Annotated in this window: 10 protein-coding genes and 1 pseudogene; 5 read left to right on the top strand and 6 right to left on the bottom strand. The window is 64.1% G+C overall.

From position 1 onward, the window contains the following. Window positions 1–443, top strand: a pseudogene (locus QZY06_RS14160) (hypothetical protein); the annotation flags it as partial. Between the two features lie 50 nt (window positions 444–493). Here QZY06_RS14160 and QZY06_RS14155 read toward each other — a convergent pair. The 5 genes from QZY06_RS14155 to QZY06_RS14135 all read right to left on the bottom strand — a co-directional run bounded on the left by QZY06_RS14155 (window position 494) and on the right by QZY06_RS14135 (window position 5,200). After that, window positions 494–2,440, bottom strand: coding sequence for a family 2A encapsulin nanocompartment cargo protein cysteine desulfurase (locus QZY06_RS14155; protein ID WP_295685659.1), 1,947 nt, complete (start codon window positions 2,438–2,440; stop codon window positions 494–496). A gap of 15 nt (window positions 2,441–2,455) precedes the next feature. Further along, window positions 2,456–3,382, bottom strand: coding sequence for a family 2A encapsulin nanocompartment shell protein (locus tag QZY06_RS14150; protein ID WP_295685657.1), 927 nt, complete (start codon window positions 3,380–3,382; stop codon window positions 2,456–2,458). 152 nt (window positions 3,383–3,534) lie between these two features. Next, complete coding sequence (locus tag QZY06_RS14145; RefSeq protein WP_295685654.1) at window positions 3,535–4,014, bottom strand: rhodanese-like domain-containing protein; 480 nt, start codon at window positions 4,012–4,014, stop codon at window positions 3,535–3,537. A 138-nt stretch (window positions 4,015–4,152) separates the two neighbouring features. Continuing rightward, window positions 4,153–4,692 (bottom strand): cytochrome b, encoded by a 540-nt coding sequence (locus QZY06_RS14140; protein WP_295685650.1) that lies wholly within the window; start codon window positions 4,690–4,692, stop codon window positions 4,153–4,155. 13 nt (window positions 4,693–4,705) lie between these two features. Further along, window positions 4,706–5,200, bottom strand: coding sequence for a DUF1249 domain-containing protein (locus tag QZY06_RS14135; protein ID WP_293394640.1), 495 nt, complete (start codon window positions 5,198–5,200; stop codon window positions 4,706–4,708). A gap of 79 nt (window positions 5,201–5,279) precedes the next feature. On the opposite strand from QZY06_RS14135, the gene QZY06_RS14130 reads away from it, so the two are divergent. The 3 genes from QZY06_RS14130 (at window position 5,280) to QZY06_RS14120 (ending at window position 10,274) form a co-directional block, all read left to right on the top strand. Further along, entirely contained in the window at window positions 5,280–6,911 is a 1,632-nt protein-coding gene (locus QZY06_RS14130) for an alpha-D-glucose phosphate-specific phosphoglucomutase (RefSeq protein WP_295685646.1), read from the top strand. Between the two features lie 123 nt (window positions 6,912–7,034). Continuing rightward, on the top strand, window positions 7,035–9,050 hold the full coding sequence (locus QZY06_RS14125; protein ID WP_295685643.1) for an acetoacetate--CoA ligase: 2,016 nt from the start codon (window positions 7,035–7,037) through the stop codon (window positions 9,048–9,050). 75 nt (window positions 9,051–9,125) lie between these two features. Beyond that, entirely contained in the window at window positions 9,126–10,274 is a 1,149-nt protein-coding gene (locus tag QZY06_RS14120) for a DUF5938 domain-containing protein (protein ID WP_295685641.1), read from the top strand. A gap of 77 nt (window positions 10,275–10,351) precedes the next feature. On the opposite strand, the gene QZY06_RS14115 is transcribed toward QZY06_RS14120, so the two are convergent. Beyond that, complete coding sequence (locus tag QZY06_RS14115; RefSeq protein ID WP_295685639.1) at window positions 10,352–11,620, bottom strand: MFS transporter; 1,269 nt, start codon at window positions 11,618–11,620, stop codon at window positions 10,352–10,354. Window positions 11,621–11,727: 107 nt separating this feature from the next. Between QZY06_RS14115 and QZY06_RS14110 the strand changes: the two genes are divergently transcribed. Then, a complete protein-coding gene (locus QZY06_RS14110; RefSeq protein ID WP_295685637.1) occupies window positions 11,728–12,198 on the top strand; it encodes an RDD family protein in 471 nt (156 codons plus the stop codon). Window positions 12,199–12,308 lie beyond the last annotated feature (110 nt).

Here is a 12,308-nt window from a genome sequence, read left to right as displayed (position 1 = left end):
GCCTCGCCGCCCGGCTGAGTGATTACGTCAATCGCCTGGTGACGCTCGATGGCGCGGTGCAGACGGTCAACGACTATCTGTTCGCCAAGGATGCACGGCCAGCCGTATTCGGCTACTTCGGCGACCATCAGGCCTATTACGAGGAAGACTCGCCGCCGTACCGCTACAAGCTGCCCGAGCCGAAGAACGTCACCCAGTTCCAGGTGCGCAGCAACTATCCGGTGCCCAAGGAAACGGCGGTGCCGATCATGGATATCGCTTTCCTGCCAGGGCTGCTGGTCGACACCAGCGGCGTCGAACGCGACAACTATTTCGAGTCGCTGTCGGCGATGCGCCGGCTGTGCAAGGGCATGCTCGACGACTGCCCGGACAAGACGCTCGTCGACAGCTACAAGACGCGCATCTTCGGGCGTGAGGTCGGGCTTTTTCCGGTGGTCGAGTAGCAAGCAGCGCATACAAAAAAGCCCGGGAAACCCAGGCTTTTTTGTACAGATCAGCCGCGTCGCCGCGTCTGGGACAGTCGCCGCACGGTCGCAGCGAGCAGGTCGATCTCTTCGAAGGTATTGTAGAAAGCCAGACTCGGCCGCACGGTGAATTCAAGCCCGAAGCGACGCAGGATCGGCTGCGCGCAGTGATGGCCCGAGCGTACCGCGATGCCTTCCTCGCTGAGCGCCTGCCCCACTTCCGCCGTGGTGAAACCTTCGAGCACGAAGCTCATCACGCTGGTCTTGTGCTTGGCGGTGCCGATCATGCACAGCCCGGGAATGCGGCATAGCGCTTCGGTGCCGTATTCGAGCAGATCGTGTTCCTGGCGCGCGATGTTCTCCATGCCGAGGCGCTCGATGTAATCGATCGCCGCACCGAGACCCACCGCGTCGGCGATGTTGCCGGTGCCGGCTTCGAAACGCGCCGGCGGCCCTTGGTAGACGGTCTTGTCGAAGGTCACGTCCTCGATCATGTTGCCGCCGCCCTGATACGGCGGCGTGTGTTCGAGGATGCCGCGCTTGCCGAAGACCACGCCGATGCCCGTCGGCCCGAACAGTTTGTGGCCGGAGAAGACGAAGAAGTCGGCGTCCAGCGCCTGCACATCGACCCGCATGTGCGACACCGACTGCGCGCCGTCGATCAATACCTTGGCGCCGTAGCGATGACCGAGGTCGATGATCTCCTTGACCGGTACCACGGTGCCCAGCGCATTCGACACCTGCGTGACCGCGACGATCTTGGTGCGGCTGCTCAGCAGCTTCTGATACTCGTCGAGCCGCACCTGCCCGGTGTTGTCGACGGGGATCACGCGCAGCACCGCGCCCTTCTCCGCCGTCAGCATCTGCCAGGGCACGATGTTGGCGTGATGCTCGAGATGTGAAATGACGATTTCGTCGCCTTCGCCGATGTTCTGCTTACCCCAGCTCTGGGCAACCAGATTGATGCCTTCGGTGGTGCCGCGGACGAAGATGATCTCCTCGGGACTCGAGGCACCGATGAAATTCGCTACCTTCTTGCGCGCGGACTCGTAGGCATCGGTCGCTCGCGCAGCAAGTTCGTGCGCGGCGCGATGGATGTTGGAATTCTCGTTGGCGTAGAAGTACGAGATGCGATCGATGACCGACTGCGGCTTCTGCGTTGTCGCGGCGTTATCGAGCCAGACCAGCGGTTTGCCGCCGTTGACTCGCGTCGACAGGATCGGGAAATCGCGGCGCGCGGTGGCGACGTCGAAGATGCCACGGCCCGGCGCGACTTTCGGTGCGGCAGGCTTCGCGCCCAGATCGGCAAAGTAGAAACTCGGCGCCGAAACATTGGAATGCGGACTGGAAGGCGCTGCCGACGTCGATCCCGATGAACGTGGCGGTTCACCACTGATCCGTGTCGGTGCCGAAAGCCCGAACGGATCAGACAGGCTGGCCAGATTCAGCGGCGGCGATTCAGGCACACCGCTCGCCGACGAAGCATCGCCCAAAAAATAGTACGGGCTGCTCGGTGGCTGCGCCGAGGACGGCACCGCGGCATCGGACAGATTCGGCGCGGGTGCTGCGCCCGGCAACAGCGCAGCGAAACCTTCGGGCACGCCGGCGAAACTGCTGCCGCCTTTCGGCAAGGCCGGCAGCACCGTGCTCTGCAGGCCATGCAGGTCCGGCGTCTGCGCCTGCGTCGGCACCACTCTCGGCGTGATGAACGAAGGCGGCGCCGCCAGTTCAGCCGCACCCGGCTGCGTGGTGCGCAACGGCGGGGTCATCGGCAGCGTGGTTGCCACCGGCAAGGGATTGTTCTGCCCGGCCACCGGAATGCCGCCGGGCGGCAGCGGCGAACCGAGATTGATGGGGCCGCTGGGCGCGGCCGGCGCTTGACCGAATGCCGGTTCGGCGCCGGGCGGCGCGCTGAACATCGCATTGGCCATCGCCTGCAGCGCGGCGGGGTCGAGACCGCTGCCCGAGACACTCATGGGAGCCTCGCGACCTTACTTGTAGGTGTCGGGATAGTCGTGGAACTTGTTGATTTCCACGTCTTCCAACACCGCCAGCGCGTCGTCGGTGAGCACTGCCAGCGAGCAGTACAGCGAGATCAGATAGGAGGCGATCGCATGGTCGTCGATGCCCATCAGGCGCACCGACAGGCCCGGGCTCTGCTCGCCCGGCAAGCCCGGCTGGAACAGGCCGACGACGCCCTGGCGCTTCTCGCCGACGCGCATCAGGATGATCTTCGACTTGCCGTCGGCGATCGGCAGTTTGTCGCTCGGGATCAGCGGCACGCCGCGCCAGGTGATGAACTGCGAACCGAACAGGCTGACCGTCGGCGGCGGCACGCCACGGCGCGTGCATTCACGGCCGAAAGCAGCAATCGCCAGCGGATGCGCGAGAAAGAACGCCGGCTCCTTCCAGACCTTGGTCAGCAGCTCGTCCATGTCGTCCGGCGTCGGCGCACCGGTCAGCGGATAAACGCGCTGCGATTCGGCGACATTGGCCAGCAGGCCGTAGTCCGGGTTATTGATCAGCTCGCTTTCCTGGCGCTCCTTGATCGTTTCGATGATCAGGCGCAGCTGTTCCTTGATCTGGTCGTACGGGCTGGAATGCAGATCCGATACGCGGGTGGCGATGTTCAGTTTGGTGGCGACCTGCTTGAGCCAGTATTCGCGCGGGTTCTCGTCATAATCGACGAAGGAATTCGGCAGCTGACCGCTCTCGGTCACCGAGCAGGCGGTGCGGATATCGGCCGGATTCTTGACCTTGTTGACCCGGAACACACCGGCTTCGACGGGCTGCCACTGCAGCAGATGGGTCAGCCAGCGCGGCGTGATGTTCGAATATTGCGCAACCGTCTTGGTGGTATTGGCCAGCTTGTGGGCAGCTACATCGCCCAGGGTCGGCAGTGGTGCGGAATCAGCCATGAGAGGTTCTCTTCAGATCGGTTGTGAATAAGCTAAGTCTGATCGGTTGGTGTGACAGCGGCTACCGGCTTCAAGCCCTGACGAGCAACTTTTTAGGCTGCCCGCTGGCGCTGTTCATACGGATCAGTTCTGAGCTGCGGCGCTTGACGAATTCAGTCCTGCACCCAGGGCAGGCCATGGAAACGCCAGCCGTTCGACAGGCCACGATGACCCAGCGCATCGATATCGCCTTCGAAACCTTCGGCGATGTTGGCGATCTGGGTGAAGCCCGCCTTGATCGCCGCTTCGACGGCCAGCGCCGAGCGCTTGCCGCTGCGGCACAGCAGCAATACCGGGCGATCCTTGCCGACCTTCGCTTCCAGCTCGCGCACGAAGCGCGGGTTGCGGGTCATCGCCGTGCCGGTGGCCCAGGGCACGTGCAGGCTGTTCGGCACCTGGCCGACGAACTTCAGTTCTTCGGCGGTCCGCACATCGACCAAGGTGGCGCCGCCGCCTTGAATCAGTTCCCAGGCTTCGGCCGGAGACAGGCTGCCGCCATTCGGCAACGGCGAGGAATGACCGGCAGCAGCCACGTCAGCAGCGAAAGGACCGGCAACGGCGGCACTGATCGGCGCGATGGTGTCGTACGGCATGAAAGCTCCTTGAGGTGCGGTGCCCGGCCCTTTCAGGCCGCTGCGGATGCCGAGCAATCTAGGCGCGATCGTTATACGAATAAAGTAATCAGAAAAGCTTTTAAAAGACTTAAATAGAATTTAAAACGATCGCTCGCTTCAAAGCGGCAGCATCCGCTTCAGCGTGTCGTCACGCAGGAAGTAATGGTGGTACAGAGCCGCCAATGCATGCAGGCCGATCAGGAAATAGCCGATCGTGCCGCCGGTTTCGTGCAGATCCTCGAACAGATCGGCGTAGTCCTTGTTCTCGGGGATCGGTAGCTGAACTTCGAACAGGCCGAACCACGGCAGCGCATGGCCTTCGAAGCTCAGGATCAGCGCGCCGCCGATCGGCATGCCGATCATCAGTCCATACAGCGCGAAATGCGCGAGCTTTGCCGCCTTCTGCTGCAAGGCCGGCGGCGCCGGGGTGATCGCCGGTGCCGGGCCGCTCGCCAGGCGGGCTGCGATGCGCACCCAGACCAGGGCGAAGATGCTCAAGCCGATCGAGAAATGCAGCATCTTGACCAGCGCCCGCGCCTCGCTGCCTTTCGGGAACTCGCTGCGGCTCAGGATCAGGCTGTACGCGGCGACGATCAAAAGCACCATCAGCCAGTGCAGAACGATGCTGATGCCGCTGTAGCGATCGGTTCGGGACATGCCGAGCAGGAACTCAGGCCGCCGGCTTCAAATTCCGGGGCCGCGCGGCGATCGCGAACCCATGGCCGTGGTCGAGCAGATATTCGAGCCACTTGGCGAGCATGTGGTTGCGGCCCCACTGATCGTGCAGGTAGTCATGGGCTTGAGCGTCACCGAACATCTGCGCCAGCCAGGTCGGCCGCTGGCCGCAGTCCAGCGCTTCGGCGACCCGCGCATCGCGATAAACCTTGATCCACAGATCCGGTTCGAGACGACGCTCGCCATTCTCGTCCTTGAACTCGTAGGTCAAGCGCAGTTCGGCGGTGTACGGTGCGCGCTCTACGACGGTCAGCACCAACGGCAGATCGGTGGCCGATTTCGACACTGCACGATCGAACGGCAGGTTCAGTTCCGGCACCAACCGTTCGAGCAGCCGATAGCTGCGCTCGTAGAGATCGACCAGATGCGCAATGCGGCGCGGCTGGCCGCAGCAGGGGCAGCGGTCGGAGGTGGTGATGTCGGCTTGCATGAGCCCGACTATAAGATAGGAACGCAGGCCGGCACAGGCTTGCGCTATCAATGTTTTTCCTGACCGAGTCCGAACCCTGATGCCAGTCTGCGAACAGCTGACCCAGCCTTACTCCGACCAGAAGCCCGGCACCGCCGGCTTGCGCAAGAAAGTGGCCGTTTTCCTGCAGCCGCATTACCTGGAAAATTTCCTGCAGGCGATCTTCGATGTCGAGACCAGCCTCAAGGGCAAGACGCTGGTGATCGGTGGCGATGGCCGTTATCACAACAGGATCGCGATCCAGACCGCGATCGCGATGGCGGCCGGCAATGGCATCAGCAAGGTCGTGGTCGGCCAGGGCGGCATCCTGTCGACACCCGCCGCGTCGAACCTGATCCGCGTCCACGACGCTGCCGGCGGCCTGCTGTTTACCGCCAGCCACAACCCGGCCGGGCCGGATGGCGATTTCGGCATCAAGTTCAACATCGCTGGCGGCGGTCAGGCGCCTGAAGCGCTGACCGCCAAGATCTTTGATGCAAGCCGGACGATCAGCCGTTATCGCCTGTTCGATGGCGGCTCGGTCAATCTCGACATCTGTGGCAGCCAGCAGCTCGGCGACACCTTGATCGAGGTCGTCGACAGCGTCGACGACTACGCCAAGCTGCAGCAGAGCCTGTTCGATTTCGATCTGATCCGCGCCTGGTTCAAGCGTGGCGGCCGTATCTGCTTCGATGCCATGCATGCGGTCACCGGGCCATATGCGCAACGCATCCTGATCGAGCAGCTCGGCGCGCCGGCCGGCAGCGTCATCAACGCGACACCGCTGGAAGACTTCGGCGGCGGCCATCCGGACCCGAACCTGATCTACGCCAAGCATCTGCTCGATCTGGCGATGAGCAAGGAGTCACCGGACCTGATCGCCGCCAGCGACGGCGATGGCGATCGCAACATGATCCTTGGCCGCGGCCTGTTCATCTCGCCCGGCGATTCGCTGGCGATGCTCGCCGCCCATCTCACCAAACTGCCGGGCTACAAGAGCGGCCTCAAGGGCCTGGCTCGCTCGATGCCGACCTGCCGAGCGGTCGACGTCGTTGCCAAGGCGCTGAAGGTCGAATGCTTCGAGACGCCGACCGGTTGGAAGTTCTTCTGCAACCTGCTCGATGCCGACCGCCTGACCCTGTGCGGCGAGGAAAGCTTCGGTACCTCCTCGAGCCATACGCGAGAAAAGGACGGCCTCTGGGCAGTTCTCGCCTGGCTGAACGTGCTGGCCACCACCGGCAAGAGCGTGCAGCAGCTCGCCGATGCGCACTGGGCGCGCCATGGCCGCCATTACTACGTGCGCCATGACTATGACGAGCTACCAGTCGCTGCCGCCAACACCGTTGTCGACAGCTTGCGCAAGGCGCTGCCCTCGCTGATCGGCAGCACCCATGGCGACTGGACGATCAGCCAGGCCGACGAGTTCTCGTACACCGATCCGGTCGACGGCAGCGTCGCCACCGGCCAGGGACTGCGCATCGTCTTCGGCGATGCGGCGCGGATCATCCTGCGCCTGTCCGGCACCGGCACCGAAGGCGCGACCTTGCGCCTGTATCTGGAACGCTACGAGACCGCTGCCGACCAGCTCGCCTGGCCGACCGGCGAAGCGCTGGCACCGCTAGCGCAGATCGCCGATCGCATCGTTCGCCTCAATGAACTGACCGGTCGCAAAGGCCCGAGTGTTGTCACCTGAGGGCTTGCCCTCAGGCAGTTGCAGCATGCATAGCGGCTACACTTTCCGCCTTCGCGATTCGGGCTTCGAGACTCGAAAGCAGGCAACGAAAAACAATCCCGGTGTGCGTGCAGGAGTGTGGTGATGTCGACGACGCAGGAAGGCCAGTTGCTGTGGAGCCCTCGCGGCGAGTTCGCTGATGCGTCGAACATCGCGGCGTTCATGCGCTGGCTTGATCAGACTCGCAAGCTGAAGTTTGCCGACTACGAAGCGCTGCGGCAGTGGTCGGTCACCGAGATCGAAGCGTTCTGGGCAGCGGTCTGGGACTACTTCGAAGTCCGCGCCGAAACCCCGTATCAGCAGGTGGTCAACAGCCGCGAGATGCTGGGCGTGCGCTGGTTCGAAGGCAGCCGGCTGAACTATGCCGAGCACCTGCTGCGTCATGAGACCAAGGCCGCGCCCGGCCAGACTGCCTTCCATCACTGCTCGGAAAATCGCCCGCTGGCGACCTTGAGCTGGCAGGAACTCGGCCGCCAGGTACGCATCGTCGCCACCCGTCTGCGTGCGCTCGGCGTGGTGCCCGGCGATCGCGTGGTGTCGTACATGCCAAACGTGCCGGAAACGGCGGTAGCGATGATGGCGACGGTCGCGATCGGCGCCGTGTGGTCATCGGCCGCGCCGGAGTTCGGTACCCGCACGGTCACCGAACGCTTCGCGCAGATCGAACCGAAGCTGCTGTTCGCCGCCGACGGCTACCGCTTTGGCGGCCGCGATTTCAAGCGCGAAAGCGAAGTGCGCAGCATCGCCGCCGCGCTGCCGACGCTCGAACATATCGTCTGGCTACCGTATCTGGACGCGGCCGCTGCGCTGCCAGAGCTGCCCGGCGTGCTCGCCTGGAGCTCGCTGCTCGATCATCCCGATGTGCCGCGCGAAACCTTCCGCTACGAACAGGTCGCCTACGATCATCCGCTGTGGGTGGTGTTTTCGTCGGGTACCACTGGCCTGCCGAAAGCAATCGTCCATAGCCATGTCGGCGTGTTGCTCGAGCATCTGAAGGTGATGCATTTCCATCTCGGCCTTAAGCCGACTTCGGTGATGTTCTTCTACTCGACCACCGGCTGGATGATGTGGAACCTGCTGGTCGCAGCACTGCTGACTGGCGCCGCCGCCGTGCTCTACGACGGCAACCCGGCCCATCCCTCGATCGACTTCCTGTGGAAGCTCGCCGCTGATACCGGCACCACGTCGTTCGGCGCCAGCCCGACCTATGTGCAGATCATGGAGAAGGCCGGACTCGAGCCGGGCAAGCTCTACGATCTGTCGCGGCTGGAATCGGTGATCGTTGCCGGCGCGCCATCGACGCCGGAAACCTTCGCCTGGTTCTATCGCTGCGTGAAGCAGGACCTGTGGGTGACCTCGCAGTCCGGCGGCACCGAGATCTGCTCCGGCTTCGTCGGTGCCGTGCCGCTGCTGCCGGTGCATGCCGGCGAAATCCAGGCGCGCATGCTGGGCATGGATGTCCATGCCTGGCGCGATGACGGCACGCCGGCCGGCCCTGATGAAGTCGGCGAGTTGGTAGTGACCAGCCCGTTCCCGTCGATGCCGATCAAGTTCTGGAACGACGAAGGCGGCAAGCGCTACCGCGAGTCCTACTTCGAAGTCTTCCCCGGCGTCTGGCGCCACGGCGATTTCATCAAGGTCAACGCGCGCGGTGGCTGCTACATCTATGGCCGTTCGGACTCGACCCTGAACCGCTACGGCGTACGCATCGGTACTGCCGAAATCTATCGCGCCGTCGAACAGTTGCCGGAGATCGCCGATAGCCTGATCGTCTGCTGCGAACTGCCCGGCGGCCAGTTCTTCATGCCGCTGTTCATCAAGCTGAAGCCCGACTTCGCGCTCGACGACGGCCTGATACAGCGGATCGCCAGAAAACTGCGCGAAGACTGTTCGCCGCGCCATGTGCCAGACAAGGTTTACGCACTCGACACCCTGCCCTACACGCTCACCGGCAAGAAGATGGAAGTGCCGGTGCGCAAGCTGTTGATGGGCTGGCCGCTGGAGAAAGCCGCCAGCCGCGACGCGATGATGAATCCGGCGGCGATCGACTGGTTCGTCGATTTCGCCGGCACGACCAGCGATTACCAGTGGCGCGCCTGAAGCGCCAACAAGCAACCCCCTGAGGCTTGCGGCCATGCGGCCGCAGAGTCCCTACAACCCCGAGGAGAATCCCGCATGAGCAGTTCCGCCCCCGCCAAGAAGCCCGTCGTGATCTACGGCGTCACCGGCTATACCGGCCGTCTGGTTGCCGAATACCTGCGCGAATACCGCGTGCCGTTCATCGCCGCCGGCCGTGACGCCAAGCGCATCAAGGAAGTGCTCGACAAGGTGCCGGGCATCGAGACCGCCGAGTACGAGATCGTCGAAGTCGAGCACACCGTCGCAGCGCTGACCAAGCTGTTCAGCGGCGCCAAGGTGGTCTGCAACATGGTCGGCCCGTTCATGAAATTCGGCCCGGAAGCGGTCGAAGCCTCGCTGGCTGCCGGCTGCCACTACACCGATACCAACGGCGAGCAGAACTGGATGATGCACGCCGAGGAAACCTGGGGCGCCAAGTTCGCCGCCAAGAATCTGCTGCTGTCGCCGGGCGTTGCGCAGATGTACACCACCGGCGAAATCGCCGCGAACATCTGTCTCGAACAGCCGGGCCTCGACACGCTCGACATCCTGGTGCTGTGGAAGGGCTTCCCGACCTATGCCTCGACGCAGACGATCTTCAGCATCCTCACGGCCAACTTCTACTACCTGGAACAGAACAAGTACGTGCAGTGGTCGCCGACGGCGAAATCCGAAGTGATCGTCCCCGGCCAGCATGAGACGGCGATGGCGCTGCCCTGGGGCGGCACTGCACATCCGGTCTGGTTCAAGAATGATCCGCGCGTTGCCAACTGCAAGGCGCAGGGCGGCGTGTTCGCACGCCCGGTGATGGAAGGCGTGGTGCAGATCACCGGCGTCGTCGAAGACCAGATCAAGAAGATGCCGAAGGCGGAGCAGGAAAAGGCGCTGTCCGACATGGCAGCGAGCCTGCAGGCCGGCATGCCGCCGCGCGAGAATCCGCGCGAGAACACCTCGGTCGATTCGGTCCACGCCAGCGGTCCGCTCGGCCGCGCGCATTGCGTGATCCATGGCATCTGCAACTACAAGCAGACCGGTCTGCTCCAGGCCTATCTCGCCTACTACCTGCTGCAGGCACCGCCGAAGCGCGTCGGCTTCGCGTCCGGTTGTCAGGCGTTCGGCCATCGCGAACTGCTCGGCCAGCTGCAGGCCTTCGGCCTGGTCAGCGCGCCGCAGCTGACTCGCAACGGCGTGACCGTCGCTGCCTGATTGCCGGGCTGATCGACTGAGTTGCAAATGATCAAGCCGCCCCGCTGCCGAACGCAGCGGGGCGGCTTTTTGTTGGCCTAACGCCAGACCTCGTCTAGCCGCGCCGGCCCCAGCCGGCGATCGAGCGCGACGATCAGCAGCAGGCAGCCCAGCGCGGACAACACCAGGGCCGCCGTGAAGGTCGCGACGTAACCATAGGCATCGCCGATTGCCGCTGCCGTGAACGCCGCCAGCCACTGCGCGACCAGAACTGCGCAGGCCAGCAAGGTGTAATCGGTGCCGGCATGCTCGGGGTCCGAGGCGTCCATCATCAGGGTGAACAAGGCCACGGTCGCCATACCGCCGAACAGGTGCTCGGTGATGCAGGCGCTCCAGAGCAGCACACGATCATCCGGCGAACCCGCGGCCACCACGTACAGCAGCAGACTCAGCGCCTGGGCGATGCCGCAGCCGAGCAGCGCCCGCCGACGGCCGAGACGGAACGCCAGCCAGCCACCGGCCGCAGCACCGACCAGACTCATGATCGAACCGAGCGTGCCCTTGACGATGGCGATCTCCTCGGTCGACCAATGCGCATCCTTGAGCATCGGCCCGACCAGCGACGAGGTCATCGCATCGCCGAACTTGTAGGCGCAGACCAGGGCCAGCAGCGCCAGCATGCCGGGCAATCGCAGCCGCGGCAGCCAGCCAGCGGCCAGTACCGGCAGCGGCGGCCTGAGCTTGCGCACCGCGCCGTCAGATGCTTCGCGATAGAGCAGCACCGGCACGCAGGTCAGCGCCAGCAGAGCCGACATGCCGAGAGACATCGCCACCCAGCCGAACTTCGCGTAGACCCAGAGCAGCAGGCCACCGCCGAGCACCATGCCGATGCGGTAGGCGCCGACCTGAATGCCGTTGCCGAGTCCCCTCGCCTTTGCATCGAGCAGACGCACGGCCATGCCGTCGGTCGCCACGTCCTGCACGGCCGCCAGCACATTGAACGCGAACACCGCCGCAAACACAGCGAGAAAGCCGCGAGCGGGATCGATCAAGGCCAGCAGCGCGGCACCGATCGCGGCGATGAACTGGATCGGCAGGATCCAGCTGCGCCGCGTGCCGACGTGATCGACCAGCGGTGCCCACAGGAACTTCAGGGCCCAGGGGATGAACAGCAGCGCGGTGGCGCTGATCGCTTTCAGCGAAGCGCCGTTCTCGCGCATCAGCACCGGCAGCGCCTGGGTGAAGAAGCCGTACGGCAGGCCCTGGGCTAGGTACAGGCTGGTCAGCAGCAGCAAGGGTGCTGCGCGCGCTGCGGCGGCAGGCCCGGGAGAAAGCGATTCGGCAGACGTCAGGTTTTCAGGCGACATGCTCACAGCCTACGCAGGCGGCCCACATCGCAACAGCCTGCGCGATCGCCGCACTGCAATGAATTCTTCGCTAAGGTCAGTCAGCGAACGCGCCAGGACAGCTCACGATGAACGAAGCCGATTTCGAATACGCAGGATTCTGGATCCGGGTCTGGGCCAGCGTCATCGACAGCGTATTGCTGTTGCTGGTGATCATGCCGCTGGTGATCAGCGTCTACGGCTGGGACTACTACTTCGATCCCGAAGCCGCGTTCATTCGCGGCCCGGCCGATTTCCTGATTTCCTGGCTGCTGCCGGCAGTGTCGGTCGTGCTGTTCTGGCTGCTGCGCCGGGCCACGCCGGGCAAGATGGCGATCGCTGCAACGATCGTCGATGCCAGCACCGGCGGCGCGATCACGCCGCAGCAGGCGCTGCTGCGCTATGTCGGCTACTTCGTGTCGACGATTCCGCTCGGCCTCGGCCTGATCTGGGTCGCTTTCGATGCCCGCAAGCAGGGCTGGCACGACAAGCTGGCCGGCACCGTGGTGATCCGCCGGCGACGCGGGCCGCAGCCGGTGCGCTTCGATCGGCCTTCCTGATCGAACTTAGGGCTTCAGCGTGACCGAGTAAGGCACGCGATTGCGGTCATCGACCACTTCCACCTTCAGCGCATCGGCGGTCAACGCAAACGACATGAAGCCGGCCGTGG

Origin of the sequence: uncultured Nevskia sp., assembly GCF_903885465.1 — a bacterium.
Lineage (GTDB): Bacteria > Pseudomonadota > Gammaproteobacteria > Nevskiales > Nevskiaceae > Nevskia.
Note: the sequence above shows the minus strand (reverse complement) of the source record. Positions and strands in the feature narration are given on the sequence as shown.

Excerpts from the sequence above, each read along its gene's own strand:
- QZY06_RS14155 (WP_295685659.1), bottom strand. The coding sequence starts at position 2,440 with ATGAGTGTCTCGGGCAGCGGTCTCGACCCCGCCGCGCTGCAGGCGATG.
- QZY06_RS14150 (WP_295685657.1), bottom strand. The coding sequence starts at position 3,382 with ATGGCTGATTCCGCACCACTGCCGACCCTGGGCGATGTAGCTGCCCAC.
- QZY06_RS14145 (WP_295685654.1), bottom strand. The coding sequence starts at position 4,014 with ATGCCGTACGACACCATCGCGCCGATCAGTGCCGCCGTTGCCGGTCCT.
- QZY06_RS14140 (WP_295685650.1), bottom strand. The coding sequence starts at position 4,692 with ATGTCCCGAACCGATCGCTACAGCGGCATCAGCATCGTTCTGCACTGG.
- QZY06_RS14135 (WP_293394640.1), bottom strand. The coding sequence starts at position 5,200 with ATGCAAGCCGACATCACCACCTCCGACCGCTGCCCCTGCTGCGGCCAG.
- QZY06_RS14130 (WP_295685646.1), top strand. The coding sequence starts at position 5,280 with ATGCCAGTCTGCGAACAGCTGACCCAGCCTTACTCCGACCAGAAGCCC.
- QZY06_RS14125 (WP_295685643.1), top strand. The coding sequence starts at position 7,035 with ATGTCGACGACGCAGGAAGGCCAGTTGCTGTGGAGCCCTCGCGGCGAG.
- QZY06_RS14120 (WP_295685641.1), top strand. The coding sequence starts at position 9,126 with ATGAGCAGTTCCGCCCCCGCCAAGAAGCCCGTCGTGATCTACGGCGTC.
- QZY06_RS14115 (WP_295685639.1), bottom strand. The coding sequence starts at position 11,620 with ATGTCGCCTGAAAACCTGACGTCTGCCGAATCGCTTTCTCCCGGGCCT.
- QZY06_RS14110 (WP_295685637.1), top strand. The coding sequence starts at position 11,728 with ATGAACGAAGCCGATTTCGAATACGCAGGATTCTGGATCCGGGTCTGG.